This is a genomic window from Streptomyces sp. NPDC006235, from assembly GCF_040613735.1.
Classification (GTDB): Bacteria; Actinomycetota; Actinomycetes; order Streptomycetales; family Streptomycetaceae; genus Streptomyces.
Map to the genome: position 1 here is coordinate 256983 of NZ_JBEXSR010000004.1, position 24272 is coordinate 281254.

At 69.9% G+C, this 24272-nt stretch carries 22 protein-coding genes; 8 read left to right on the top strand and 14 right to left on the bottom strand.

Going from position 1 to position 24272, the window contains the following annotated elements; genetic code table 11:
• Positions 1 to 7: 7 nt before the first annotated feature.
• Positions 8 to 1066 (bottom strand): GTP-binding protein, encoded by a 1059-nt coding sequence (locus ABZ192_RS07185; protein WP_356923512.1) that lies wholly within the window; start codon positions 1064 to 1066, stop codon positions 8 to 10.
• Positions 1067 to 1387: 321 nt separating this feature from the next.
• On the opposite strand from ABZ192_RS07185, the gene ABZ192_RS07190 reads away from it, so the two are divergent.
• Positions 1388 to 1945 (top strand): DUF6082 family protein, encoded by a 558-nt coding sequence (locus ABZ192_RS07190; RefSeq protein ID WP_356923513.1) that lies wholly within the window; start codon positions 1388 to 1390, stop codon positions 1943 to 1945.
• Positions 1946 to 2245: 300 nt separating this feature from the next.
• The gene (locus ABZ192_RS07195) at positions 2246 to 2485 is read left to right on the top strand and encodes a hypothetical protein (RefSeq protein ID WP_020273705.1); all 240 of its coding nucleotides are present in this window, start codon (positions 2246 to 2248) and stop codon (positions 2483 to 2485) included.
• Between the two features lie 133 nt (positions 2486 to 2618).
• On the opposite strand, the gene ABZ192_RS07200 is transcribed toward ABZ192_RS07195, so the two are convergent.
• Positions 2619 to 3779: a citrate synthase gene (locus ABZ192_RS07200; protein WP_356923514.1), complete on the bottom strand. Its 1161-nt coding sequence runs from the start codon at positions 3777 to 3779 to the stop codon at positions 2619 to 2621.
• A gap of 110 nt (positions 3780 to 3889) precedes the next feature.
• Here ABZ192_RS07200 and ABZ192_RS07205 point away from each other — a divergent pair, with 110 nt between their 5' ends.
• The 4 genes from ABZ192_RS07205 to ABZ192_RS07220 all read left to right on the top strand — a co-directional run bounded on the left by ABZ192_RS07205 (position 3890) and on the right by ABZ192_RS07220 (position 8601).
• Positions 3890 to 5149, top strand: a complete 1260-nt coding sequence (locus tag ABZ192_RS07205) for a citrate synthase (protein WP_356923515.1) — start codon at positions 3890 to 3892, stop codon at positions 5147 to 5149.
• 53 nt (positions 5150 to 5202) lie between these two features.
• The gene (locus ABZ192_RS07210; RefSeq protein WP_356923516.1) at positions 5203 to 6147 is read left to right on the top strand and encodes a sucrase ferredoxin; all 945 of its coding nucleotides are present in this window, start codon (positions 5203 to 5205) and stop codon (positions 6145 to 6147) included.
• A 103-nt stretch (positions 6148 to 6250) separates the two neighbouring features.
• Positions 6251 to 7921 carry a sensor histidine kinase gene (locus ABZ192_RS07215; protein ID WP_356923517.1) on the top strand — a complete coding sequence of 557 codons (1671 nt, stop codon included), beginning with the start codon at positions 6251 to 6253 and terminating at the stop codon, positions 7919 to 7921.
• Positions 7921 to 8601 carry a response regulator gene (locus tag ABZ192_RS07220; protein ID WP_356923605.1) on the top strand — a complete coding sequence of 227 codons (681 nt, stop codon included), beginning with the start codon at positions 7921 to 7923 and terminating at the stop codon, positions 8599 to 8601. Before ABZ192_RS07215 ends, ABZ192_RS07220 begins: the two co-directional genes overlap by 1 nt.
• Positions 8602 to 8630: 29 nt before the next feature.
• Here the strand turns inward: ABZ192_RS07220 and ABZ192_RS07225 are convergent, their stop codons facing one another.
• The 3 genes from ABZ192_RS07225 to ABZ192_RS07235 are packed head-to-tail and all read right to left on the bottom strand — an operon-like array spanning position 8631 to position 11414.
• A complete protein-coding gene (locus ABZ192_RS07225; RefSeq protein ID WP_356923518.1) occupies positions 8631 to 9692 on the bottom strand; it encodes an ABC transporter substrate-binding protein in 1062 nt (353 codons plus the stop codon).
• Positions 9693 to 9745: 53 nt separating this feature from the next.
• Entirely contained in the window at positions 9746 to 10609 is an 864-nt protein-coding gene (locus ABZ192_RS07230; protein WP_356923519.1) for an ABC transporter permease, read from the bottom strand.
• Positions 10599 to 11414 carry an ABC transporter ATP-binding protein gene (locus ABZ192_RS07235; RefSeq protein WP_356923520.1) on the bottom strand — a complete coding sequence of 272 codons (816 nt, stop codon included), beginning with the start codon at positions 11412 to 11414 and terminating at the stop codon, positions 10599 to 10601. Before ABZ192_RS07235 ends, ABZ192_RS07230 begins: the two co-directional genes overlap by 11 nt.
• A 161-nt stretch (positions 11415 to 11575) precedes the next feature.
• Here ABZ192_RS07235 and ABZ192_RS07240 point away from each other — a divergent pair, with 161 nt between their 5' ends.
• Complete coding sequence (locus ABZ192_RS07240) at positions 11576 to 12271, top strand: response regulator (protein ID WP_356923521.1); 696 nt, start codon at positions 11576 to 11578, stop codon at positions 12269 to 12271.
• Between the two features lie 70 nt (positions 12272 to 12341).
• Here ABZ192_RS07240 and ABZ192_RS07245 read toward each other — a convergent pair whose 3' ends face one another.
• From ABZ192_RS07245 to ABZ192_RS07270, 6 genes are all read right to left on the bottom strand, one after another.
• The gene (locus ABZ192_RS07245; protein ID WP_356923522.1) at positions 12342 to 13934 is read right to left on the bottom strand and encodes a cation acetate symporter; all 1593 of its coding nucleotides are present in this window, start codon (positions 13932 to 13934) and stop codon (positions 12342 to 12344) included.
• Complete coding sequence (locus ABZ192_RS07250; protein ID WP_356923523.1) at positions 13931 to 14485, bottom strand: DUF485 domain-containing protein; 555 nt, start codon at positions 14483 to 14485, stop codon at positions 13931 to 13933. The genes ABZ192_RS07245 and ABZ192_RS07250 overlap by 4 nt, the downstream gene beginning before the upstream one ends.
• Positions 14486 to 14554: 69 nt before the next feature.
• A complete protein-coding gene (locus tag ABZ192_RS07255; RefSeq protein ID WP_356923524.1) occupies positions 14555 to 15238 on the bottom strand; it encodes a response regulator transcription factor in 684 nt (227 codons plus the stop codon).
• Positions 15235 to 16386, bottom strand: a complete 1152-nt coding sequence (locus tag ABZ192_RS07260; RefSeq protein WP_356923525.1) for a histidine kinase — start codon at positions 16384 to 16386, stop codon at positions 15235 to 15237. Before ABZ192_RS07260 ends, ABZ192_RS07255 begins: the two co-directional genes overlap by 4 nt.
• Entirely contained in the window at positions 16383 to 16907 is a 525-nt protein-coding gene (locus ABZ192_RS07265; RefSeq protein WP_356923526.1) for a DUF1453 domain-containing protein, read from the bottom strand. Before ABZ192_RS07265 ends, ABZ192_RS07260 begins: the two co-directional genes overlap by 4 nt.
• Before the next feature lie 414 nt (positions 16908 to 17321).
• Positions 17322 to 19445: a DNA topoisomerase IV subunit B gene (locus tag ABZ192_RS07270; RefSeq protein WP_356923527.1), complete on the bottom strand. Its 2124-nt coding sequence runs from the start codon at positions 19443 to 19445 to the stop codon at positions 17322 to 17324.
• Between the two features lie 442 nt (positions 19446 to 19887).
• On the opposite strand from ABZ192_RS07270, the gene ABZ192_RS07275 reads away from it, so the two are divergent.
• A complete protein-coding gene (locus ABZ192_RS07275) occupies positions 19888 to 20121 on the top strand; it encodes a hypothetical protein (protein ID WP_356923528.1) in 234 nt (77 codons plus the stop codon).
• 245 nt (positions 20122 to 20366) lie between these two features.
• On the opposite strand, the gene ABZ192_RS07280 is transcribed toward ABZ192_RS07275, so the two are convergent.
• The 3 genes from ABZ192_RS07280 to ABZ192_RS07290 all read right to left on the bottom strand — a co-directional run bounded on the left by ABZ192_RS07280 (position 20367) and on the right by ABZ192_RS07290 (position 24193).
• Complete coding sequence (locus ABZ192_RS07280) at positions 20367 to 21203, bottom strand: serine protease (protein ID WP_356923529.1); 837 nt, start codon at positions 21201 to 21203, stop codon at positions 20367 to 20369.
• 136 nt (positions 21204 to 21339) lie between these two features.
• Positions 21340 to 22878 carry an RNA polymerase sigma factor gene (locus ABZ192_RS07285; protein ID WP_356923530.1) on the bottom strand — a complete coding sequence of 513 codons (1539 nt, stop codon included), beginning with the start codon at positions 22876 to 22878 and terminating at the stop codon, positions 21340 to 21342.
• A gap of 427 nt (positions 22879 to 23305) precedes the next feature.
• Positions 23306 to 24193, bottom strand: a complete 888-nt coding sequence (locus ABZ192_RS07290) for an FCD domain-containing protein (RefSeq protein WP_356923531.1) — start codon at positions 24191 to 24193, stop codon at positions 23306 to 23308.
• Between the last annotated feature and the right edge of the window lie 79 nt (positions 24194 to 24272).

Sequence of the window (24272 nt, forward strand, 5' to 3'; positions counted from 1 at the left end):
GGAGGGCTCAGGCAGGCTCTGCCGGGTCCTCCTCCGGGCTCTGTACGTACCTGAGGACGCCCCACATGCCGCGCTCGTCGGCGTGCGGGGCGTCGCTCCTGCACGCGCCGAGTTCCTTGTCGAGGGCGGGGGCGTCGATGCCGGAGCCGATGAGCACCAGCTGGGTGAGGCGTTCGCCACCGGCCGGCCAGGGCTCCGGATAGAAACGCAGGAACCGCCCGACGGCATGGACGGCGTAGCGGTTGTGGACGTCGTAGGGCCCGAAGTCGACATAGCCCTTGATCCGGTACAGCCCGTCGGGACGGCTGTCGAGGAACTCCATGAGCCGGCGGGGGTCGAGGGGCTCCGGCGAGACGAACGACAGGCTGTCGTAGGCGCTGTGCAGGTGCTCGGCGTGGTCGTCCGCGCCGCGCTCGTGCAGGTCGTCGAAGGACAGCTGCCCGATGCGTTCCTCACTCGGCCGGCAGTCGAAGAGGAACTCGGGGTCGATCCGGCCGTAGGAGGCCGGGACGACGGCGGCGCGGTCGACGAGGGAGCGGACCAGCCCGAGGACGCGTTCGCCGTCCGCCGCCCGGTCGAGCTTGTTGACCACGACGAGATCGGCCAGCGCGAGATGCCGGTCGATCTCCGGGTGCCTGGACCGGGTGTCGTCGAACTCGGCGGCGTCCACGACCTCGACGAGCCCGCCGTACACGATCCCCGGATGCTCGCTGGCGAGCACCATCCGCACGAGTTCCTGCGGCTCGGCCAGCCCGCTCGCCTCGATGACGATGACGTCGATGCCGAGGGAGGGTTCCGCCAGCCGTTCCAGGTACTGGTCCAGCTCGCTCGCGTCGACGGCACAGCACAGACAGCCGTTGCCGAGCGAGACCGTCGAGTCGCCGAGCGCTCCCGCCACGGCCATCGCGTCGATCTCGATGGCCCCGAAGTCGTTGACGATGGCGCCGATACGGCTGCCGCCGCTGCGGTGGAGGAGGTGGTTGAGCAGTGTGGTCTTCCCCGAGCCGAGGAATCCGGCCAGGACGACGACCGGGATCTGCTGCGGTTCCGGGCTCGGCAGGCTCACCGTGCGACCTCTCTCACGCCGACGCGTGCACCGGCTCGCGTTCCCGGCACACGTATGAGGATGGGATGCCGCCCCAGGATACGAGCCGTCGGAATCGCGGCGAAGTGAACGATTGTTAGCAGCACTCGCGGGGCAGACGTTGGGCATGGCGCCGGTTTGTGCGACCCTCGCTTCCCTCCGTGCGCCTCCTCTCCGCCTCCCCGCCGATCAGAGCCGCTCGGCACTCTGGGAGACGGCAAGCGCCGCCCACCGCTCGCCGGTCCCCTCCAGTCGACCCGCGTACCGACGACCGGCGGACGGCCGCCTGAATCGGGGGTTGACATGGGCACACGGAAAATGAGCTTTCGGGGGCTGGGTGCCACCGCCTCGGCAGGGATCGTCCTGGCGGCGGGCGCCGTCGTCGCCATGGCCGCGCAGCGGCCGGCGTTCCATGCGTTGCGCACCCGGATCGAGCACCTTGAGGAGGCCGCACAGTCACAGCGCCGGGCCAACTTCGCCCACCAGCAGCGCCTGCACTGGGAGTTGCTGAGCAAGGCGATGGACGATCCGGAGCTGGCCGAGGTGCTGGACGTGTACGACGGGACCGTCTCGCCCAGGAAACTCCGCCAGTTCCTCTTCGCCAACGCCCTCTACACCAACGCCCTGTGTTATCACCGCATGGGCAACATGACCCGGGAGGAGTTCTTCGGCTTCGCCCGGAGCATGCTGCAGAACGCCGTCTTCAGGGAGTACTGGTACGCCTCCCGCCCGCATCGGGCGACCCTCGCCGACTCGTCCGAGGAGGCCAGGCTCGGACGCATGGTCGACGACCTGCTCGTGCAGTTGGAGGAGGCGGACACCGACCAGTGGTGGGTGGTCGGGGAGCCGCCGGGCGAGTAGGGGGCTCCTGGTGGAGATCGACCAGAAGCCCCCTGGCGCCGGGCCTCGGCCGTAAGCGCCGTACCTTCCGGATCACTCTCTCGAACGCATCACACGGCTGGGCGGTAACGAACCCATAAACCGGCGCGTTTCCCCAGATGCCAACAAGGTTGACTACTGCGCATCCCGCGAACCGGGTCGACCACCGCCGAACCGCCGCTCCACGCCGCCCGGTTGTCGAGGCCGCGGCCCCACAGGGCCGCATCGCACCGCAGGCTACAGTGCGCACCAAGCCTCGAGATCAAAAGGAACGCCAGAACAGTGAGCCACATCATCCGTCGGATTGGCACCCCTCCGAGCGCGCGGGGAAGTGCGACTGGTGCCAATTGCCCCGATATCTTCGAGCTGTCCGACGGCAGGTTCGCTGTAATCGGCACCGACCTCACGGAGGAACTCGACGGCAAGCTCCCCGGCGACGCGTCCAGAGCGGACTACGAGCGCATCGTCGTGGTCACGCGCAAGACCCTAATCGATGCCAAGGCCGATATTCCTGACGCCTGATCTCGTCGGTGCCCGTCGGGTCCGCGGGCTTACCTGCCGCCCCCGCGGGTCGGGCACCCGTCGAGCACGGTCCTGCGGCTCGGGTCCGGCACCTCTTGGTGCCGGACCCTCCGTGTTCCTGTGGCGCCGTCCGTCAGGCGGGCACGGGCGCCGGCGCCTCCGGTCCCACATAGCGCGCCACCGGCCTGATGATCTTCGTGTCCTCCGCCTGCTCCAGAATGTTGGCGCTCCAGCCGACGACGCGCGCGGCGGCGAACGTCGGTGTGAACATCTCGCGGGGCAGGCCGCAGAGTTCCATGACCACGCCCGCGTAGTACTCGACGTTGGTGTGGAGTTCACGGCCGGGCTTCAGCTCCGTCAGGATCGCCTCGACGTGCCGTTCGACCTCCACGGCGAAGTCCACCCGTGGACCGCCGAACCCCTGGGCGACCTCGCGCAGCATCCGCGACCTGGGGTCCTCCGTGCGGTAGATCGCGTGGCCGAAGCCCATGATGCGCTCACCGGCGAGCACCCGCTGCCGCACCCAGGAGTCGATGCGGTCCGGGGTGCCGATCGCGTCCAGGGTGTCCAGCGCACGACTGGGCGCTCCCCCGTGCAACGGCCCCGACAGGGCCGCAACCGCGCCGGCGAGGCACGCCGCCACGTCCGCACCCGTCGACGCGATGACCCGGGCCGTGAAGGTTGATGCATTGAATCCGTGATCAATAGTTGAGATCAGGTATTGCTCGATCGCCCGTGCATGCCGCTCGGTCGGCACCGAACCGGTCAACATGTACAGGTAATTGGCCGCGTAGGACAGGTCCTCACGCGGCTCCACCGGCTCGAGCCCCTTCCCCAGCCGATGCAGCGCGGTGAGCAGCGTCGGTACGGCCGCGGTCGCCTCGATGGTGTCCTGCCTGCGCCGGTCGGCATCGACGTCATACATGGGCCGGAAGCCCTTGGCCGCGCCCAGCAGCGACAGCGCCGTGCGCATCCCGGCGAGCGGGCCGGAGCGCCCGCCGGCCGCCGCGATGGCCGGCAGGGCCGCGCGGACCTCGTCGGGCAGCCGCCGCAGGGCCGCGGTCCGCGCCGCGAAGGCCGCGCTCTGCCCGGCGTCCGGCAGGTCGCCGAGCACGAGCAGATGCCAGACGTCCTCGAAGGCGCGGGTCCGCGCGAGGTCGACGGCGGAGTACTGCCGGTAGTGGTAGAAGCCCTCGACGCCACGGACGTCACCGATCCGGGTGTCGGTGACGACGACACCGGCGAGTCCCCGCGGTGCGTCGATGAGAGCGGTTGCGGACCTGTTGACGGACATGTCTTCCTCCCTGGACTTGATTCGACTGTCCATGGTTGACTTGAGTTGTGTCAATATTGATTGGATCAATGCATCAGTCAATGGGCCGCTAGGCGGATACGGTGACCCCCATGCGCGATCAAGAACCCGCCCCTCTCGACGCGGAACGGCGGCTGAGCACCAAGGAGGCCGCCGAGCTGCTCGGCGTGAAGCCGGAGACCGTGTACGCCTACGTGAGCCGCGGTCAGCTCAGCAGCCGGCGGGTGGCCGGCGGCCGGGGCAGCACCTTCGACGCCAGGGAGGTCGAGGCGCTCGCCCGGCGCAACAGGCGGGAAAGCGCCGGAAGTTCCCCTTCCGGCGGCGAGTTGTCCGTACGGACCCGCATCACACTCATCGAGAGCGACCGCTACTACTACCGCGGTGTCGACGCGGTCGACCTGGCCACGCGGCACACGTATGAGGAGGTCGCCGAGTGGCTGTGGACCGGCCGGATGCGGCCGGGCAGCACGTTCACCGCGCCGGCCACCTCGGTCGCCGTGGCCCGCCGGGCCGTCGACTCACTGCCCGAACACGCCGCGCCCACCGACCTGCTGCGCGTCGCGACGATCGCCGCCGCGACCGCCGATCCCCTGCGCTTCGACCTGTCCGAGGGGGCCGTCCTCGGCACCGCGCGCACCCTCATTCCCACGCTGGTCGCCGCCCTGCCCCCGGCGTCGCGCCGGCGCCGTGACGAAGGCCCCCTGGCCCACCGCCTGTGGACCAGGCTGTCGGCGCACAAGGACCCCGACGAGGCGTCCCTGCGGGCCCTGGACACCGCGCTCGCCCTCCTCGTCGACCACGACCTGGCCGCCTCGACCCTCGCGGTGCGCGTCGCCGCGTCGGCCCGTGCCCACGCCTACGCGGCGGTCTCCGCCGGACTCGGGGTGATCGAGGGCCCGCTGCACGGCGCGGCCAGCGGGCTCGCCCACCGGCTGCTCCAGGACGTGCTCGACCAGGGCGACGCGGCACCGGTGATCGCGGACGAACTGCGCGCAGGCCGCCGTATCCCGGGGCTCGGCCACCGGCTCTACCCCGGCGAGGACCCACGCGCGCGTGCCCTGTTCGCCCTCCTGGAGCAGATCCCGCGCGCGGAACCCGCTCTCCTCGCCGCCCGCGACATCGTCGAGACCACCGCCCGCCACGCCCCGCTGCACGCCAACGTCGACCTCGCGCTCGCCGTGCTCACCACGTCCTGCGGCATGCCCCCGACCGCGGGCGAGACGATCTTCGCTGTGGCCCGTACGGCGGGCTGGATCGCCCACGCCCTCGAGGAGTACGGCGAGCGCCCGCTGCGCATGCGTCCGAGCGGTCTCTACGCGGGGCCGAAGCCGCCGCAGCCACTGCCGGAGTAGGCAAGGGCGGGGCCGAAATGAGCTGCGGCCCAACTCAGGTTAGGCTCACCTCTGTGAGTACGTGCTCAAGCGTCTCCCGGGACTCCGACGAGCCCGTTTCGGGAACCGCGGCCACCGCGAGGACCTGGCTGTTGCTGGAACAGCCCGGTCCGTGGGGTGCCAAGGCGCTCACTTCGAGCCACCTGGACCCCGCACTGGGCCGCGCCCTGGAAGCGGCCGCCAAGAACACGGGCGTACGGATCGTGCTCATCCGCCGCCCGGGACGTCACGCGGACCGCCGGATGCCCACCACCCGCCGGGTCTACGCGGCCCACACCGTTCCGGGAAACGTGTGGCTGCACGGCGCCACCACCTCGGACCCCGAGCAGCTCCTCGACCTCGACTTCGCCGCACTCGGGCGGGGCGACCACAGCACCTTCGACGCGGTGCTCGGCGGACGGCCCCACGACGGCGATCCGCTCGCCCTCGTCTGCACCAACGGCAAACGCGACCGCTGCTGCGCCCTCCTCGGCCGCCCGCTCGCGGCCGAACTCGCCGCGTCCGGAGTCGAAGGCGTCTGGGAGGTCACCCATCTGGGTGGTCACCGCTTCTCCCCGACAGCGCTCGTGCTGCCGTACGGATACGCGTACGGCCGGGCCGAGGCGCACACCCTCAAAGAGGTCCTGCAGGGCGCTCGAGAGGGGCGGATCGTCGTCGAGGGGTGCCGGGGCAGCTCGGCCTGGGAACGGCCCGGCCAGGCGGCCGAGCTCGCCGTGCGCACCACGACAGGCGAGTACGCCGCGGAGACGCTGAGCGTCGTACGGACGGCCGGTGCGGCCCCGCGCTGGGAGGTGACCGTCGCCCACGCCGACGGGCGCCGCTGGCGGGTCGAGGTGGCCCAGGGCGCGGCGCTGCCGCCCCGGCCGGAGAGCTGTGGAGCGGCGGTCCTCGGTTCACCCGCGCGGATGGATGTGATGGCGGTGCACGAGGTGAGGATGACGACGGCGCTCGCCGGCTGACCGGTCCGCCGGCCGCGGTCCGCGCCGTCTCCTCAAGCATTGATCAAGAGATCCACGCCACACCCGTTACGGCAGGTAGCCGGCCCCACGTACCTTCTTGGGTATGAGCCCCACTCCCCCCGCACGCCGCCTGCGCCTCGGCCTGCCGCGGCGGGTGTTCTCGCAGGTACTGCTGATGCAGGTGGCGATCGCCGCGGGCGTCGCGGTTCTCGCGACCGGGCTGTTCCTCGCGCCCCTGAGCGACCAGCTGGACGACCAGGCGATGCGCCGCGCCCTCGCCATCGCGCAGACCACCGCGCAGCAGCCGGGCCTCGCGGAGGAGGTGAGGGACACGCCTCCCTCACCGAACGGTCCGGTGCAGCGGGAGGCGGAGAGGATCCGGAAGGCCACCAAAGCCGAGTACATCGTGGTGATGGACTGGCGGGGCGTGCGCTGGTCCCACACCGACCCGAAGCAGATCGGCGGCATCGTCTCGACCGACCCGGGCCAGGCCCTGGCCGGCAAGGAGGTCATGGAGATCGACAGCGGCACCCTCGGCCGCTCCGCCCGCGGCAAGGTGCCGCTGCGTGACAGCGACGGCACGGTCGTCGGCGCCGTCTCGGTCGGCATCGCCTACGACAGCGTCCGGGCCCGGCTGATCCACGCGATCCCGGGGCTGCTCGCGTACGCCGGAGGTGCCCTGGCCGTCGGCGCGCTGGCCGCGTGGCTCATCTCCCGGCGGGTCCACCGGCAGACCAGGGACCTGGCCTTCTCGGACATCGCGGCACTGCTGTCGGAGCGGGAGGCGATGCTGCACGGCATCCGGGAAGGCGTCGTCGCCCTGGACCGCAGCGGTCGTATCCGCCTCGTCAACGACGAGGCGCAGCGCCTGTTGAGCATCGGGGACGGGGTGGTGGGCCGCTCCCCCGACGAGGCGCTCGGCGTCGGCCGCACGGCCGATGTGCTGGCCGGGCGCGTGACGGGCACGGACCTGCTCACCGTGCGGGGCCAGCGGGTGCTGGTCGCCAACCGCATGCCCACCGACGACGGCGGCGCCGTGGCCACCCTGCGCGACCGCACCGAGCTGGAGCAGCTGGGCCGCGAGCTGGACTCCACCCGCGGCCTGATCGACGCCCTGCGCGCCCAGGACCACGAGCACGCCAACCGTATGCACACGCTCCTGGGGCTGCTCGAACTGGAGATGTACGACGACGCCGTGGAGTTCGTCGGCGAAGTGGTCGGTGACCACCGGGCCACCGCGGAACAGGTCACCGAACGCATCGCGGACCCGCTGCTCGCCGCCCTGCTGGTCGGCAAGGCGACCGTCGCGGCCGAGCGGGGCGTCGCCCTGTGGGTGTCGGACCGGACCAGGCTGCCCGACCGGCTGATCGATCCCCAGGGGCTCGTCACCGTCGTCGGCAACCTGGTGGACAACGCCCTCGACGCCGTCGCGGGCAAGCCGCACGCGCGCGTGGAGGTCGAACTGCGCGCCGAGGGCCGTACGGTGATCCTCCGGGTGTGCGACACGGGCCCGGGAATCCCGCCGGAGCACCAAGAGTTGATCTTCACCGAGGGATGGTCCACGAAGAAGCCGCCCGCGCACCGCGAGCGGGGAATCGGACTCTCCCTGGTGCGCAGGCTCGCCGAGCGGCAGGGGGGCAGCGCGACCGTCGGGGATGCTCATGGCGGGGGTGCGGAGTTCACCGTCGTCCTGCCGGAGGCATTGGCCGAGCCGGGCCCGGAACCGGCCCTGCCCGTGCCGTCAGGTCCGCAGACCGCCAAGGAGAAGTCGTGATGATCGAGGTCCTGGTCGTGGACGACGACACAAGGGTCGCGCGGGTCAACGCCGCCTATGTCGAGAAGGTGCCGGGCTTCCATGTCGCGGGTGAAGCCCACAGCGCAGCGGAAGCGCTGAGCCGGCTGGAGACGCTGCCCCGGCTCGACCTGGTGCTCATGGACCACTACCTGCCGGACGAGACGGGACTCGCGGTCGTGCAGGAGATGCGGCGGCGCGGCCACCAGACCGACGTGATCATGGTGACGGCGGCCAGGGACGTGTCCACCGTGCAGGCGGCGATGCGGCACGGCGCGTTGCAGTACCTGGTCAAGCCGTTCGCCTTCGCCGGTCTGCGCGCCAAGCTGGAGGCGTACGCGGAGTTGCGCCGCACCCTCGACGGCGGCGGGGAGGCGGAGCAGGCGGAGGTGGACCGCATCTTCGGGGCGCTGTCGGCCCCCTCCGAGCCGGATCTGCCCAAGGGGCACTCCCCCACCACCGCGGAGCTGGTCCGTCAGTCCCTGATGAACGCCGACGGGCCCCTGTCCGCCCAGGAGATCGCCGAACGGACCGGGGTGAGCCGCCAGACCGCCCAGCGCTATCTGAAGCTCCTGGAGCGCACGGGACGGGCCAGGCTGACCCTGAAATACGGCGACGCGGGCCGCCCGGAACACCGTTACGTGTGGGCGACCCGCGCCTAGAGAGTGCCGGTCGGAGGCCGTTTCGGGTGTCAGCCCGTGGCCTTCTTCGCGAACTCGGTCGTGTAGGTCCGACTCAGGTCGATCTTGGCGCTCTTGATGTTGGGGTTGAACGCCTTGAGCACCTTCTCGACCGTCTCGGGACCGTCCGCGGGCATCACGCCGTCCTTGGTGAACATCGGCAGCGTGCTCTTGATCGCCTGTGCGTAAAGCGCCTTGTCGCCCTGCGAGTAGTCGGCCGGCATCTTGGCGGCGATCTGGGACGCGCTGTGGGTGGACATCCACGTGAGCGTCTTGACGAATGCGTTGACGAGCTTCTGGACGGTGGCCTTGTGGCTGTTCACCCAGTCCGTCTGCATGTACAGACTTGACGACGGATAGGGACCGCCGAGCGCCTCCTGGGACCCCTGCGGCGTCCGCATGTCGAGCAGGATTTTGCCCGCCTTCTTGTCCAGGACCTGCGCCACCGTCGGATCGGTCGTCATGCCGCCGTCGATCGAGCCCTTCTGGAGCGCTGAGATGAAGGTCGGGCCGGCACCGACAGCGACGGGCGTGAAGTCGCTGACCTTCACGCCGTTCTTGACGGCGAGGTACTTGGTGAGGAAGTCCGTCGAGGAACCGAGGCCGGTGATGCCGAGCTTCTTCCCCTTGAAGTCCTTGGGCGAGGTGATGTCGCCCGCTGCCTTGGAGGAGACGATCTCGACCTCACCGGGCGCGCGCGAGAACTGCACGACCGACTCGACCTGCTTGCCCTTGGTCTGGAGGTCGAGGGTGTGGTCGTAGAAGCCGACGGCCCCCTGGACCTGGCCGGAGACCAGCGCCGTCTCGGCCTGGACGCCGGCGGGCTCGCTCAGCAACTGCACATTGAGTCCCTCCGCGTCGAAGTAGCCGAGCCGCTGGGTGAGCATGGCGGGCAGGTAGATGACCTTGTCCAGACCGCCGACCATGATCTTGACCTGCTCGCCCTTGCCTCCGCCTCCGCTGCCGGAGCCGGTCGACGCCGTGCTGGCGGCGTCATTGGCACAGGCGGTGAGCGAGGACAGGGCGAGCAGGCCGACGGCGGCCAGGGCGGCGTATCGGGCGTTGGTGCGCATGGCGGTTCACGTCCTTGTGAAGGGAGGAAAAAAGAGGGTGTCCGGAGTGGGTGTCAGTGCTCGGAGTCCGCGGGCTTCCAGCGGAAGATGCGGCGCTCGGCGAACGTGAGCAGCCCTTCGGCGAGGAGCGCGACGACGGCGAGGATGACCATCGCCGCGTACACCCCGGCCGCGTTGAAGGTGCCCTGGGACTGCGCGACGAGCAGGCCGATGCCCTTGGTGGCACCGATGTACTCGCCGACGATGGCGCCGATGAGGGCGAAGCCGAAGCTGACGTGGAGGCTGGTGAAGATCCAGGACGTGGCGGACGGGATGACCACCTGGAAGGTCACCCGGCGGTCGCTCGCACCCAGGATCCGGGCGTTGGAGACGAGGTTCCGGTCCACCTCGCGGGCGCCCTGGAAGGCGTTGAAGAACACCGGGAAGAAGACCAGGACGACAGCCGAGGCGACCTTGGAGGCCGGGCCGAGTCCGAACCAGATCACGAAGATCGGCGCGAGGACGATCCTGGGAATCGAGTTGAGCACCTTGATGTATGGACCAAGAACATCGGCGAGCAATGCGATCCGCCCCAGCGCGATGCCGAGCACGACACCCGTGACCACACCGAGGACCCAGCCGAGCAGTGCCTCGTAGAGCGTGTACCAGATCTGCTCGCCCAGGGAGCCGAGCGCGGTCCCGTGCATGACCCAGGTGGAGATCTGGTCCCAGATCTGTGAGGGCATGGAGAAGTTGAACGGGTCGATGACCTTGGCCCGGGACAGCACCTCCCACAGTCCGAGGACTCCGACCAGCAGGAGCGCCCGGACGAGGTTGATCAGGACTTTCCGCTTGCGCGCGGCCCGGGCCCGCGAGTGGGCGCGGTCCGGTGCCTTGGCCGTCTCCACGACCGGTGTGCTGAGGAGCTCAGGCGACATGCGCGGCGCTCCTCTCGCGGGTGATCCGCACCTCTTCGCCGAGCGACTCCCAGATCTCGCGGTAGATCTCTATGAACCGCGGCTCCAGGCGCACCGCCTCGACCTTGCGGGGCCGCGGCAGGTCGATGGTGAAGACGTGCTTGACGGTCGCGGGCCCGGCGGTCATCACGACGACCTTGTCGGCCAGCGCGATGGACTCCTCCAGGTCGTGCGTGACGAAGACGACCGAGGCGCGTGTGCCTTCCCACAGTTCGAGCAGCTCGTCCGACATCAGCGCCCTGGTCTGCACGTCGAGTGCCGAGAACGGCTCGTCCATAAGAAGGATCTCGGGGTCGTTGACGAAGGTCGCGGCGAGCGCGACGCGTTTGCGCTGACCGCCGGAGAGCTGGTGCGGGTAGCGGTCCTCGAAGGCCTCGAGGCCGACCCGGGCCAGCCAGTCGCGCGCCTTCCGCTTGGCCTCCGCCTTGGGCACGCCACGGAAGCGGGGTCCCGCCATCACGTTGGACAGCACCGTGCGCCAGGGGAAGGTGGCGTCCTGCTGGAAGACGAAGCCGACCTTGTCGCCGACGCCGCGCACCGGCTCCCCGGCGACCAGCACGTCACCCTCCGTGGGCTCCTCCAGGCCGCTGACCAGGGTCAACGTGGTCGACTTGCCGCAGCCCGTGGGGCCGACGACCGCGACGAACTCCCCACGGCCGACCGTGAGATCCAGGTCCCGGACGGCCGTGTGCAGGCCTCCCGACGGGGTCCTGAACGTCTTGCTCGCGCCCCGCAGCTCAATGGCGGGGCTGGTGTCTGCGCTCATGGCCGGGGACGGTAGGTCCGGCTCGGCCGGCGGCATCAGTCTTGTGAGCGCATACCGTTCTTTTGCTCGCAAGAACCTGTTGTGCTCGTTTTGCGCGGGATACAAAAACGTAGCCGAAACAAGGGCTTGACGCCCGCATGGCCTTGAGGGAAAGAGGCCCGATGATTGACGTCCTGGTCGTGGACGACGACTTCCGTGTCGCCGAGATCAACGCGAGGTACGTGGGAAGGGTCCCCGGCTTCCGGGTGGCGGCCCGCGCGCACAGCGCTGCCCAGGGGCTGGCGGCGGTTCAGCGCGGAGGGATCGATCTGGTGCTGCTGGACCACTATCTCCCCGACGGAACGGGGCTCGAACTCGTCCACCGCATGAGAGAACAAGGCCACGGCGCCGACGTCATCATGATCACTGCGGACGGCGACGTGGCGACCATCCAGGCCGCCATGCGCCTGGGCGCCCTGCATTACCTGGTCAAGCCGTTCACCTTCGCCGCGCTGCACACCCGCCTGGAGTCCTACGCCGCCCTGCGCCGCACCGTCGAGCGGGTCGGCGGCGGCCGCGGCGTCGCCGTCCAGGAACAGGTCGACCGGATCTTCAGCGCCCTGCGGACCACCCCGGTCCTCGCGTCGCCGGGCCTGCCGAGCGGGAACTCGGAACCGACGACGGAACTGATCTGCCGCGTCCTGCACCGCGCCGACCACCCGCTCTCCGCCCACGAGGTCGCCGCCGAGACCGGACTGAGCCGCTCCACCGCCCAGCGCTACCTGCGCCGCCTGGAACAGTCCGGCCGCCTGCGCCTCTCCCTCAAGTACGGCGACACAGGCCGGCCCGAACACCGCTACGCGTGGGTGGCGCCCTAGCCCCACGGCCCTGTGCGGGACCGCCCTCCACGGCCGTGCGGGACAGCCCTCCAGCCGTGCAGGGCCGCCCCTACGCGGCTCCCGCGCCGGTCAGCGACCGCACCTCGGTCTCCGCGTGCTTGGCCTCGTCCGGCACCTCCGCCGCGGTGACCGTGCCCAGCCAGCCCGCGAGGAAGCCCAGCGGGATCGAGACCAGGCCCGGGTTCTGCAACGGGAAGTACTGGATATCGACGTTCGGGAACAGCGAGTCGGGGCTTCCGGAGGCCACCGGGGAGAGCCCGACGAGCACCACGGCCGGGATCAGACCGCCATAGACGGCCCACACGGCACCCCGCGTGGTGAAGCCACGCCAGAACAGGGAGTAGAGCAGCACCGGGAGGTTCGCCGACGCCGCGACGGCGAAAGCGAGGCCCACCAGGAACGCGACGTTGAGATCCCGCGCCAGCAGACCGAGGGCGATCGCCACCACGCCGACACCGACGGCCGCGACCCGGGCCACGGCCACCTCGCTGCGGGGCTTGCCGCCCCGGCGCCGCAGGGACGCATACAGGTCATGAGCGACCGACGCCGAGGAAGCGAGCGTAATCCCGGCAACGACGGCGAGGATCGTGGCGAAGGCGACCGCGGCGACCACCGCGAAGAGAACCGTTCCACCCGTGGACCCGGCACCACCACCCAGGTCGAGCGCCAGCAGCGGAACGGCCGTGTTCCCGGATGCGTTCGACCCGCGAACCGCGTCCGGCCCGACGATCGCCGCCGCGCCGAACCCGAGCACGATCGTCATCAGGTAGAAACCGCCGATGAGCCCGACGGCCCAGACGACCGAGCGGCGTGCGGCGCACGCGGTGGGCACGGTGTAGAACCGGGACAGGATGTGCGGCAGCCCGGCCGTGCCCAGCACCAGGGCCAGCCCCAGACTGATGAAGTCGAAACGGGCGGTCCAGTCCCCGCCGTACTTCAGCCCCGGCGCCAGAAACGCTTCCCCATGACCGCTGCGCTCGGCCGCTGTGAGCAGCAGCCGGTCCAGGTCGCCGTGGAAACGCACCAGGACGAGCGCCGTCAGCGCGATCGTGCCGCCGAGCAGCAGGACTGCCTTGACGATCTGGATCCACGTCGTCGCCCGCATCCCTCCCAGCGACACGTAGATCACCATGAGCGCGCCGATGCCGATGACGGTCCAGGCCCGCGCCGCCCCGCTCGTGCCCCCGAGCAGCAGCGCCACCAGGCTGCCCGCGCCGACCATCTGCGCCACCAGATACAGAACGGACACGGTGACCGAGGAAGTTCCCGCCGCGATCCGTACCGGACGCTCCCTCATCCTCGCCGCCACGACGTCGGCGAGCGTGAACCGGCCGCAGTTGCGGACCAGTTCGGCCACGAGGAACAGCACCACCAGCCAGGCCACGAGGAAGCCGACGACATACAGCAGCCCGTCGTAGCCGAACAGCGCGATGAGCCCGGTGACCCCGAGGAAGGAGGCGGCCGACATGTAGTCGCCCGCGATGGCAAAACCATTCTCCATGGGTGAGAAGAGCCTCCCACCCGCGTAGAACTCCTCCGCCGAACCGCGCCGGTTACGGCTCACCCATGTCGTGATCGCCAGCGTGACCGCGACGAACCCGCTGAACAGCAGCAGCGCCAGGGTCTGGTGTTCATCCGTCACGAGGCACCTCCGTTCACGCCTCGCGTCAGCTCCTGTGTGTCCCAGCGCAGGTCGAGCGCCGCCCGGTCCCTGCGCAGCCGCGCGTGCCGCGAATAGGCCCAGGTGAACAGGAACGTGGTCAGGAACTGCCCGAGCCCCGCCACCAGCCCCACGTTCACCGCCCCCACCACGGGCCGGGCCATCAGCTCCGGCGCGGCCGTGGCAGCCACGACGTAACCCACGTACCAGGCGAAGAACGCCACGAAGGCCGGCACCACGAACCTCCGGTACCGCCGCCGCACCTCCTGGAAGGCCGCGCTGCGCTGCACTTCCAGATACACATCGGCCGCCGCCACACCGGTCTCGCCCTCCCCGCGTGCCGACGGAACCACGACCGGAGTCTGCCCCCCGGCACCGTCCGGCTCGCCCCACCCGGAGGCGAGGGCGTCGTACCAGGGATCGTCGTACCTCAGATGTCCGGCCTCCTCGGCCGGGCCGACACCGTCGAGTCGCTCGACCGGACTTTCCTGACCAGCCCCGTCTCTACGGGGACGGCCCTTGCTTGGCTGCATGCCCAAGGATGGACAGAACGGAAAGCTCCCCGACTCTTCTTCCCCGCGCTCTTCACCCCATCAGGTGACTCAGCGCGTCGGGGGACGGACCAGCCCCTTTCCGTACGCGTAACGCACCGCCTGCGCACGGTCCTTGAGCCCTGTCTTGGCGAACAAGTTGTTGATGTGGGTCTTCACCGTCGCGGTGGAGACATGCAGCCTGCGGCCGATCTCCTGGTTGCTCAGCCCCTCGGCGATGAGCAGCAGCACCTCCGTCTCCCGCACGGTGAGCCCGTCCGGGGCCTCGGGCGGCGCGGCCGGTCTCACCCCGGTCTCCGTCAGACGCTCCAGCAGCCGCCTCTGAATGCTGGGCGCAAGCCCCGCGTCCCCCGACAGCACGCTGTGCACCGCCCGCACGATCTCCTCTGCGCCGGCGTCCTTCGTGAGATAGCCGCGCGCTCCCGCTGCCAGTGCCGGGAAGAGCGACTCGTCGTCGGCGTATGTCGTGAGCACCACCACCTGCGTACCAGGGTGCTCCGCGCGGATCCTGCGGGTCGCCTCCACTCCGTCGCAGCGAGGCATCCGCAGGTCCATCAGAACCACGTCCGGGGCGACTTCGGCCACGAGCCGCACCGCCTCCTCCCCGTCCCCCGCCGCGCCGACGACCTCGATCCCGGGCAGCAGACCGAGCAGCATCACGATGCCCTCCCGCACCACGGTCTGGTCGTCCGCGACCACCACCCGAGCGGTCTTCCGCTCGGCCTCATCCGTCATACCGGCACCTTCAACGTCACCACGAACCCCTCCTCACCCGGCCCGGCCTCCAGCGAACCGCCCAGCAGCTCTGCTCGCTCCCGCATGCCCAGCAGACCGTATCCGGCTCCCGTCCCGGTCAGCTCGCCCGGCGAGCCGCCCGAGTCCCGCACATCCAGGGTCACTTCGTGCGGGTCGTAGTCGAGGCGCAGGCGCACCTTGGCGCCCGGGGCGTGCTTGCGGGCGTTCGTCAAAGCCTCCTGAGCCGCTCTGCGCACCGCCTGCGAAGCCTCGGCCGGCAGCGCTCTGCGTTCACCCGTGATGGTGATCTCGGCACCGTCGGTGGTTCCCACCAATTGGTTCAGGAACTCCTCCAGCGGGGTCAGCTCCCCGCGCAGGGCGGAGAGCGCCTGCCGTGTCTCGGCGAGCCCGCCTCGCGCCATCTCCCGTGCCGCCACCACCCGTTCGAGAACCTGCTCCTGCTCCCCGCCGCGCTCGATCAGCAGCCGGGCCGCCTCCAGGTGTACGAGCTGGGCAGACAGGCTGTGCGCCAGCACGTCGTGAATCTCCCGCGCTATGCGGGCCCGCTCCGCGAGCGCCGCAGTCTCCGCCTCGGCCGCACGGGCGGCCCGCTCCTGGGCGAGCAGCCGCTGGGCGCTGCCGCGGGCCTCGGCGTCCAGGCGCAGGGTGTACCCCGCCAGGGCGAGGCCGACGCCGGTGACCACGGATGTCATCGGGTCGTCGTTGTTGACGACCCCGAAGGAACCGAGCGCCACGCCCGCTGCGCTGAGGGCGACTGCAGGTGGGAGCCGCTCCAGCGCCGAGACGGCGCATCCGCACCACAGGACCAGGGCCGCGGCTTTGAAGCCTGACAGATGGGCGGCGACGGCGACGCCCTGAAGCAGCGCGAGCGACGCCAGCGACGGCCAGAGCCGGTGCTGGAGCGTGGTCCGGAAGAACGCCCAGGCGAGCAGCGCCGCCAGAAGCACCCCGCCGACTCCGGCCACCGCCTTCCAGCCACGCGCCTCGCTCTCGGCGAAGGCACCCCACACGAGCACGCCGAGGACCAGAGCCCGCACCGTCCAGGCCAGCAGGCACCGGGAGCGTGAGAGTCCCTCGCGGCTGAGCGCCTCCCGGGAAGGCCAGCGTGTCGAGGCGTTCTCCTTCACACGCACTCCTTCCACGCGGGCGCAGATGTGCTGTCACCGTACGCCGGGCTCGAGTTCACGGCAGGGGGCAGCAACCGACCGCGCCAGGCCAGGATTCCGGCTCGGACGAGCAGGGTGCCGGCGAGCCCCAGCAGGAGGGCGGGGCTGTCCTGGTGAACGCCCACCACGGCGCCGAGGGCGAAGAGCCCGGCACGCAGCCCGATTCCGACGAGCCAGACGGCGACGCTCGCGCGGCTGCTCTTGCCCCACACGGTGCCGTCCGGCTCCACCCATATGCGGGTGCTCCAGGCCCACGCCGCTCCGGTGGCCAGGCCGACGAGCAGTTCGGCACCGAGCAGCAGCGCTGAGGCCGTGTGGTGACGGTCGTCGAGTATGCCGGGCTCGCGCAGTGCGACGACGGCCAGGATCGCGGGCAAGAGCCACCAGCGGCGCTCGCCGTCGAGTGGGGTTGCGCGGAACTGCCGGGCGATCACCAGCATGGCCACGACCACGATCACCAGCGCGTCGACGAGCCCGGACATCATGACCTCCGTGAGCGAGGAAGGAGATGCCGGCGGCGGTGCCGCCGACGCCTTCGACGTTACGGATATCGCCAGGTCACGGGATCGGAGTGCGGGTGGATCATGGGTGGATCCGCGACCGGGCGTTTCTCCACCCAGGGGTGGAGAAACGGCTCAGGCACGGGGACCCGGCGGCCGGGGTTGTATCCGGGCCGGGGCCGTATCCAGACCAGGGCCGTATCCAGACCAGGGCCGTATCCGGACCGGGTCGTCCAAGCCGGTCCGTTGGTGCACCAGGCATGGCTCGCACATGCGCTGGCTTCCCGGCGGAGCCGGACCCAACGAGGACCACGGAAATCGGAAATCGAACCGGGCCGGACCTGCCCAGCCCGGCCCAGCTCCGTGCCTCCGCGCCCGCCAAGGCCGGCGCAGCGGCTACGCGTCGATCCGCGACCGATCCAGCGTCGCCGCCGAGTTGGAGATGAACTCCTTGCGCGGCGCGACGTCGTTGCCCATCAGCAGATCGAAGACCTGCTCGGCTGCCTCCAGGTCGGAGAGGTTGATCCGGCGCAGGGTGCGGTGGCGCGGGTCCATGGTCGTCTCGGCCAGCTGGTCGGCGTCCATCTCGCCGAGACCCTTGTAGCGCTGGATCGAGTCCTTGTAGCGGACGCCCTTGCCCTGGAGCTCCATGAGCTTGTCGCGCAGCTCCCGGTCCGAGTAGGTGTAGATGTACTTGTCCTGGCCCTTCTTCGGCTGGACGATCTCGATGCGGTGCAGCGGCGGCACCGCCGCGAAGACCCGGCCGGCCTCGACCATGGGCCGCATGTAGCGGTGGAACAGGGTCAGGAGCAGGGTGCGGATGTGCGAGCCGTCGACGTCGGCGTCGGTCATCATGATGATCTTGCCGTAGCGGGCGGTGTCGATGTCGAAGGTCCGCCCCGATCCGGCTCCTATGACCTGGATGATCGCGCCGCACTCGGCGTTCTTGAGCATGTCCGTCACGGACGACTTCTGGACGTTGAGGATCTTGCCCCGGATCGGCAGCAGCGCCTGGAACTCGGAGTTCCGGGCGAGCTTCGCCGTACCGAGCGCGGAGTCGCCCTCCACGATGAACAGCTCGCTGCGGTCGACGTCGTCGCTGCGGCAGTCTGCGAGCTTGGCCGGCAGCGAGGAGGACTCCAGGGCCGTCTTGCGGCGCTGCGCGTCCTTGTGCTGCCGGGCGGCGATGCGCGTACGGGCCGCGGCGACGGCCTTCTCCATGACCACGCGGGCCTGCTGGGCGGCGTCCCGCTTCGTGGACGTCAGGAACGCCTTGAGTTCCTTGGTGACCACGCTGTTCACGATGCGGCGGGCCGCCGAGGTCCCGAGGACCTCCTTGGTCTGGCCCTCGAACTGCGGCTCGGCGAGACGCACGGTGACGACCGCGGTCAGGCCCTCCAGGGCGTCGTCCTTGACGATGTCGTCCTCGGCGACGCGCAGGAGCTTCTTGGCGCGCAGCACCTCGTTCATCGTCTTGGCGACGGCCTGCTCGAAGCCGGCGACGTGGGTGCCGCCCTTGGGGGTGGCGATGATGTTGACGAACGACCTGAGCGTCGTGTCGTAGCCGGTGCCCCAGCGCAGCGCGACGTCGACTCCGAGTTCCCGGGTGACCTCGGTGGGGGTCATCTGGCCGTGGTCGTCCAGGACGGGAACGGTCTCCTTGAAGGAGCCCGATCCGGAGAAGCGGAGGACGTCGCAGATCGGCTTGTCGTTCGCCAGGTACTCGCAGAACTCGCTGATCCCGCCGTCGAAGCGGAAGGACTCCTCGCCCTTGCTGCCGCCCTCGCCGAGCCCGTACTCGTCGCGCACGACGATGGTCAGGCCGGGCACCAGGAACGCGGTCTGGCGGGCGCGCTGGTGCAGGTTCTCCAGGGAGAGCTTGGCGTCCTTGAGGAAGATCTGTCGGTCGGCCCAGTACCGCACGCGCGTGCCGGTGCGGGTCTTCGGGATCTTCTTGGCCTTGCGCAGGCCGCTCTTGGCCTCGAACTTGGCGTCCGGGCCGTTTCCGGCGAAGGCACCGGGGACACCGCGCCGGAAGCTGATCGCGTGGGTGTGGCCACCGCGGTCCACCTCGACGTCCAGACGGGCGGACAGTGCGTTCACCACGGAGGCACCGACGCCGTGCAGACCGCCGGAGGCGGCGTAGGAGCCGCCGCCGAACTTGCCGCCGGCGTGCAGCTTGGTCATGACGACCTCGACACCTGAGAGGCCGGTCTTGGGCTCGACGTCGACCGGGATGCCCCGGCCGTTGTCCCGGACCTCGACCGAGCCGTCGTCCTGGAGGATGACCTCGATGTGGTCGCAGTAGCCGCCGAGGGCCTCGTCGACGGAATTGTCGATGATCTCCCAGAGGCAGTGCATCAGGCCACGGCTGTCGGTCGACCCGATATACATTCCGGGGCGCTTCCGCACGGCCTCGAGCCCCTCGAGGACGAGCAGGTGCCGCGCGGTGTAGTTGGAACCGTCCCGGTCTGCTCCTGCCAGCAGAGCTGTGGACGGCACGGACGTTTCGGCGGTCACGCGGTTCGCTCCTCGCTGAATTTCAGATGGGGCCCTCATGGGTAAGGGCGCGGCTTCAGTCACCGGTGAGAGGGTACCGAGGCCTGGTAGAGCCGTTGTAACGCCACCCTCATCGGAAACTCACCCTAGTCGAGACTCGTATGCTTGTTCGATCCCTCGTTGGAGTGAAGCACACATCACGTTCCCTTCGAGGCATGAACCATTTAGGCTCCGGGCACGTCCTCATGAACAACCGGCAACCCAGCCGGGAGGACCGACCACCGATACAACGCGAAGCTCCGTAAGACACATAGACACGCAATACGGCACATTCGCCGCCAACCGGCAGCAGACAGCCGCCTCGCAAAGATTTTTTCGAGGAAAAGCCACGAGCGGGAACGTTTTGGGGCTGGTTGGATGTTGACCCTGGTACGACAGCTCGTCGAGCTAGAGAAGAGGCGACGTGACTACTGTTCTGACCCCTGCGAGCCAGTTGACGGCCGCTGATCGCTGCGACCGCTGCGGCGCCCAGGCGTACCTGCGCGTCGTCCTGCTCAGCGGCGGAGAACTGCTCTTCTGTGCCCACCACGGGCGCAAGTTCGAGCCGGAACTCAAGAAGATCGCCGCTGAGATACAGGACGAGACGGAGCGGCTGACGTCCGCTCCCGCGACGACTGCCTCCGAAGAAGAGCGCTGACACCTCGCGTCCGACGACGAGCCAGCCCGGCACAGGCCGGTGAACGGGCGGCTGCCTCACCACCGAGGCAGCCGCCCGTCCTCGTTCCCGCGCGTCCGTCCAGGTCCCTCTGTGCGCACGCCGCGCGCCTTCTTCACACCCACGCTCAGCCGAACGTGCACACGACCTTCACACGGTGACCGGCGTCACCGTCACGCCCGTGGCTGGCTTCACGCCCGTATTCAGCCCCACGCCGGTGTCCGGCTTCACGCCCGTGACCACCCGAGCGTGCGCATGATGTCGGACACCCGCATGTACACCCCGGGGCTGCCGGCCCGGCCGCAGCCGATCCCCCAGGACACGAGGCCGATCAACCGCCCCTGGGCCACCAGCGGGCCCCCGCTGTCACCCTGGCATGCATCCCGGCCCCCCTTCACTTCTCCGGCGCACAGCATGCTCCGGGGGTCGTAGACGCCGTCCGCGCCTCCCGGATACGCCTCCTCACAGAGAGCGTCGGAAAGCACCCGCACGCGTGCCGCCCGCAGGCTGTTCGGATACTCCCCGGCGCCCGAGACATCGCCCCATCCGTACACCGTCGCGGTCCCGCCCACGGCATACGCGGGGTCACCCGCGGCCGCCATGTCGATGACCGAGTCGGCGGAGAGGGGCTCGGCCAGCGTGAGTACGGCGAAGTCCCCGACGTTGCTGACACCGTCGTAGGCCGGGTTCACCCAGGTGTCCCGCACGGCGACCTCCCTGCCACCGCGGTCCGAGAGCAGGTCTGTGCGCCCTGCTATGACCCGGAGATCGCGTACGCGCTCCGGTGGCCCGCCCAGGACCTCCTTGTCCACGCAGTGGGCCGCGGTGAGCACGGTGGTGCGGCCGACCGCCACGCCGCCGCAGAACTGCCCCGCACGCGTACCCCCGAACCGGTCACGACTGGACAGGGCCACCGTCCAGGGGCTCTCCGACGCGTCGACGGGGAATCCTCCTATGACCACCTTGTCGGCGGCCGCAGGCGCACTGGAGCCCACTGACAGGGCGGATACCGCGGCTGCCACGACCAGCGGTCCGGCCAAGGCCCGGCCAAAGCGACGACGCATACACACTCCTCACTCCGTGGTGTCGGCAACACACCCAGAGTGATTCACGCCGTGGCGGCCCGCACCCGCAGAGAGGCATGAAGAAGGCCCGGTCCCCTGAGGGGGCCGGGCCTTCCGCGTCGTACGACCGCGACGACTAGTCGAGGTAGTCGCGCAGCACCTGGGAACGGGACGGGTGACGCAGCTTCGACATGGTCTTGGACTCGATCTGGCGGATACGCTCACGCGTGACGCCGTACACCTTGCCGATCTCGTCGAGGGTCTTCGGCTGACCGTCGGTGAGACCGAAGCGCATCGAGACCACACCCGCCTCGCGCTCGGACAGGGTGTCGAGCACGGAGTGCAGCTGCTCCTGGAGGAGCGTGAAGCTGACCGCGTCGGCCGGGACGACCGCCTCGGAGTCCTCGATGAGGTCACCGAACTCGCTGTCGCCGTCCTCGCCCAGCGGGGTGTGCAGCGAGATGGGCTCGCGGCCGTACTTCTGGACCTCGATGACCTTCTCGGGGGTCATGTCGAGCTCCTTGGCCAGCTCCTCCGGGGTGGGCTCGCGGCCCAGGTCCTGGAGCATCTGGCGCTGCACGCGCGCGAGCTTGTTGATGACCTCGACCATGTGCACCGGGATACGGATGGTGCGGGCCTGGTCGGCCATGGCGCGGGTGATCGCCTGACGGATCCACCAGGTGGCGTACGTGGAGAACTTGTAGCCCTTGGTGTAGTCGAACTTCTCGACCGCGCGGATCAGACCGAGGTTGCCCTCCTGGATGAGGTCCAGGAAGAGCATGCCGCGACCGGTGTAGCGCTTGGCCAGGGAGACCACCAGACGGAGGTTGGCCTCCAGGAGGTGGTTCTTGGCGCGGCGGCCGTCCTCGGCGATGATCTCCAGCTCGCGCTTGAGCTTCGGGGCGAGCTTGTCGGCGTTGGCCAGCTTGTCCTCGGCGAACAGACCGGCCTCGATGCGCTTGGCGAGCTCGACCTCCTGCTCGGCGTTGAGCAGGGGGACCTTGCCGATCTGCTTGAGGTAGTCCTTGACCGGGTCGGCGGTGGCACCGGCGGCGGCGACCTGCTGCGCCGGCGCGTCGTCCTCGTCCTCGTCGGACAGCACGAAGCCGGCGTTCTCCGTGCCCTCGGGCTCCTCGACGGCCTTGCCGGGAGCGGCCTCCTCGAGCACCTCCTCTTCGAGAAGCTCGACGTCGTCCTTCTTGGCGCTGGTCTTCTTGGCCGCGGTCTTCTTGGCGGGAGCCTTCTTCGCGGCCGCCTTCTTGGCGGTCGTCTTCTTGGCTGCTGCCTTCTTGGCGGGCGCCTCTTCCTCGGCCGCGGGCTCGGCGGCGGGCGCCTCCGGCGTGGCGGTGGCGGTGGGCTTCCTGGTGGTCACCGCCTTGGCCGCGACCGTCTTGGTGGCGGTGCGCTTGGCGGGACTCTTCGCTGCGACGCTCTTTCGGGTGCGCTTGGGCTCTGCGGCACTGACCATCAGCGTCACACCCTCTTCCTCGAGGATCTGGTTGAGGCTGCGCAGTACGTTCTTCCACTGAGTGGCCGGAATCTGGTCAGCTTCGAAGGCCCGACGCACGTCATCGCCGGCGATCTGCCCCTCAGCCTTTCCCCGCTCAATGAGAGCCATGACAGAGACGGACTCGGCGATCTCCGGCGGGAGCGTACGGGATGTGCTGGCCGACACGAACAACCTCTCGGAACGTTGGAAAACGGCTTCCGGCCCCGTCCACAGTGGACAGGAGCCGACCGCCGGCTTGGGGGTGGGCCGACGGCGCGGGCGGGGGCCGGGAAGATTCACAGCGCCGTGAACGGCGTCCGTATTCCCTCCGCGGCTGTCACCTCTTAGGTCATCGCGTTCTTCCCGCGAGCGTTACGCCCAATTCGCGTGGCCCGAGTCACACCCCGTAAGCGCACAAAATAGATCAAACGTGGGCAAAGTAGGTCACACCTGGTTGTTACCCGGCCGCTCGGGCGGATCATGCGGCCCCTTCGCGCCGTCGGACCCCGCAGGATCGCCAGATCCTGCGGGGTCCGACGGGAGGCGGATCACCGAACGGGCACTGCCACAGGAGGGGGGTGGCACACCCGGCCGCGCCGCCCGCGGAACGCGGTCAGTGCTCGCGAGGAGCGGGCACTACGCGTTCCACCTCTGGATGGACCGTGAGGAGTTGTCGCATCGCCGCCTCGGCCGCGGCTCCGTCGCCGGCGGCGAGGGCGTCGCAGATGCGGCCGTGGTGCGCCAGCGACGTCTCGTTCGGCCGGTCACAGCCGGCGACCGGGCCTCCGGAAACCTGGAGGGCCGCGGACACGATCCCGGAGAGGTGCTCCAGCATGCGGTTGCCGGCGACCTGGATGAGCAGCGAGTGGAACTCGGAGTCGGCGCGGGAGAAGGTGAGCGCGTCACCCTGGGCCAACGCGTGCCCCATGATCTCGACCATGTCCGTCAGGCGCTGCTGGACGTCCTCGCGCCCGTGCCCGGCGGCCAGGCGGGCGGCGAGCGGCTCGATCGTCCAGCGCAGCTCGCTCAGCTCGCGGCGCTGGTCGTCGCGCTGCGGACCGAAGGCCCGCCACTCGATGATGTCCGGATCGAGAAGGTTCCAGTCACTGACGGGGCGCACGCGCGTGCCGACGTTCGGGCGGGCGCTCACCAGGCCCTTGGCCTCCAGGACGCGGAGCGACTCGCGGACGACGGTGCGGGAGACCTCGAACCGCTGGCCGATCTCCTCGGGCACCAGCGGGCGGTCGGCGCCCAGGTCGCCGGAGACGATCATCTGACCGAGCTGCTGGACGAGTTGGCCGTGCAGCCCGCGTCCGCGGCTGCCCGCGGCGCGCCTGCCCACCCGGCCCAGCTCGGGGTCCCCGCCGTCCCAGGCAGGGGCACCGACGCGGTCGACGGCGGGGGCCTCCGCGAAGGGGTAGCGGTCGAGTTCGCCCGGGCTCGCGAGGCCGGATTCAGCGGAGCGGGCGGCGGTCATCATGGTGTGCGCAAGGGTACTCACGCATCCTTTGTCGGCGCCGTCTCCAACTCCCTTGAGGTCTTTGGTGAAAAGCACACGAAAGGGTGATCGCTCACCCCGT

Coding starts and splice junctions, on each gene's coding strand:
- ABZ192_RS07235 (WP_356923520.1), bottom strand. CDS start 11,414: ATGAGCGCAGACACCAGCCCCGCCATTGAGCTGCGGGGCGCGAGCAAG.
- ABZ192_RS07220 (WP_356923605.1), top strand. CDS start 7,921: ATGATCGAGGTCCTGGTCGTGGACGACGACACAAGGGTCGCGCGGGTC.
- ABZ192_RS07200 (WP_356923514.1), bottom strand. CDS start 3,779: ATGTCCGTCAACAGGTCCGCAACCGCTCTCATCGACGCACCGCGGGGA.
- ABZ192_RS07215 (WP_356923517.1), top strand. CDS start 6,251: ATGAGCCCCACTCCCCCCGCACGCCGCCTGCGCCTCGGCCTGCCGCGG.
- ABZ192_RS07240 (WP_356923521.1), top strand. CDS start 11,576: ATGATTGACGTCCTGGTCGTGGACGACGACTTCCGTGTCGCCGAGATC.
- ABZ192_RS07230 (WP_356923519.1), bottom strand. CDS start 10,609: ATGTCGCCTGAGCTCCTCAGCACACCGGTCGTGGAGACGGCCAAGGCA.
- ABZ192_RS07265 (WP_356923526.1), bottom strand. CDS start 16,907: ATGTCCGGGCTCGTCGACGCGCTGGTGATCGTGGTCGTGGCCATGCTG.
- ABZ192_RS07205 (WP_356923515.1), top strand. CDS start 3,890: ATGCGCGATCAAGAACCCGCCCCTCTCGACGCGGAACGGCGGCTGAGC.
- ABZ192_RS07250 (WP_356923523.1), bottom strand. CDS start 14,485: ATGCAGCCAAGCAAGGGCCGTCCCCGTAGAGACGGGGCTGGTCAGGAA.
- ABZ192_RS07225 (WP_356923518.1), bottom strand. CDS start 9,692: ATGCGCACCAACGCCCGATACGCCGCCCTGGCCGCCGTCGGCCTGCTC.
- ABZ192_RS07255 (WP_356923524.1), bottom strand. CDS start 15,238: ATGACGGATGAGGCCGAGCGGAAGACCGCTCGGGTGGTGGTCGCGGAC.
- ABZ192_RS07190 (WP_356923513.1), top strand. CDS start 1,388: ATGGGCACACGGAAAATGAGCTTTCGGGGGCTGGGTGCCACCGCCTCG.
- ABZ192_RS07280 (WP_356923529.1), bottom strand. CDS start 21,203: ATGCGTCGTCGCTTTGGCCGGGCCTTGGCCGGACCGCTGGTCGTGGCA.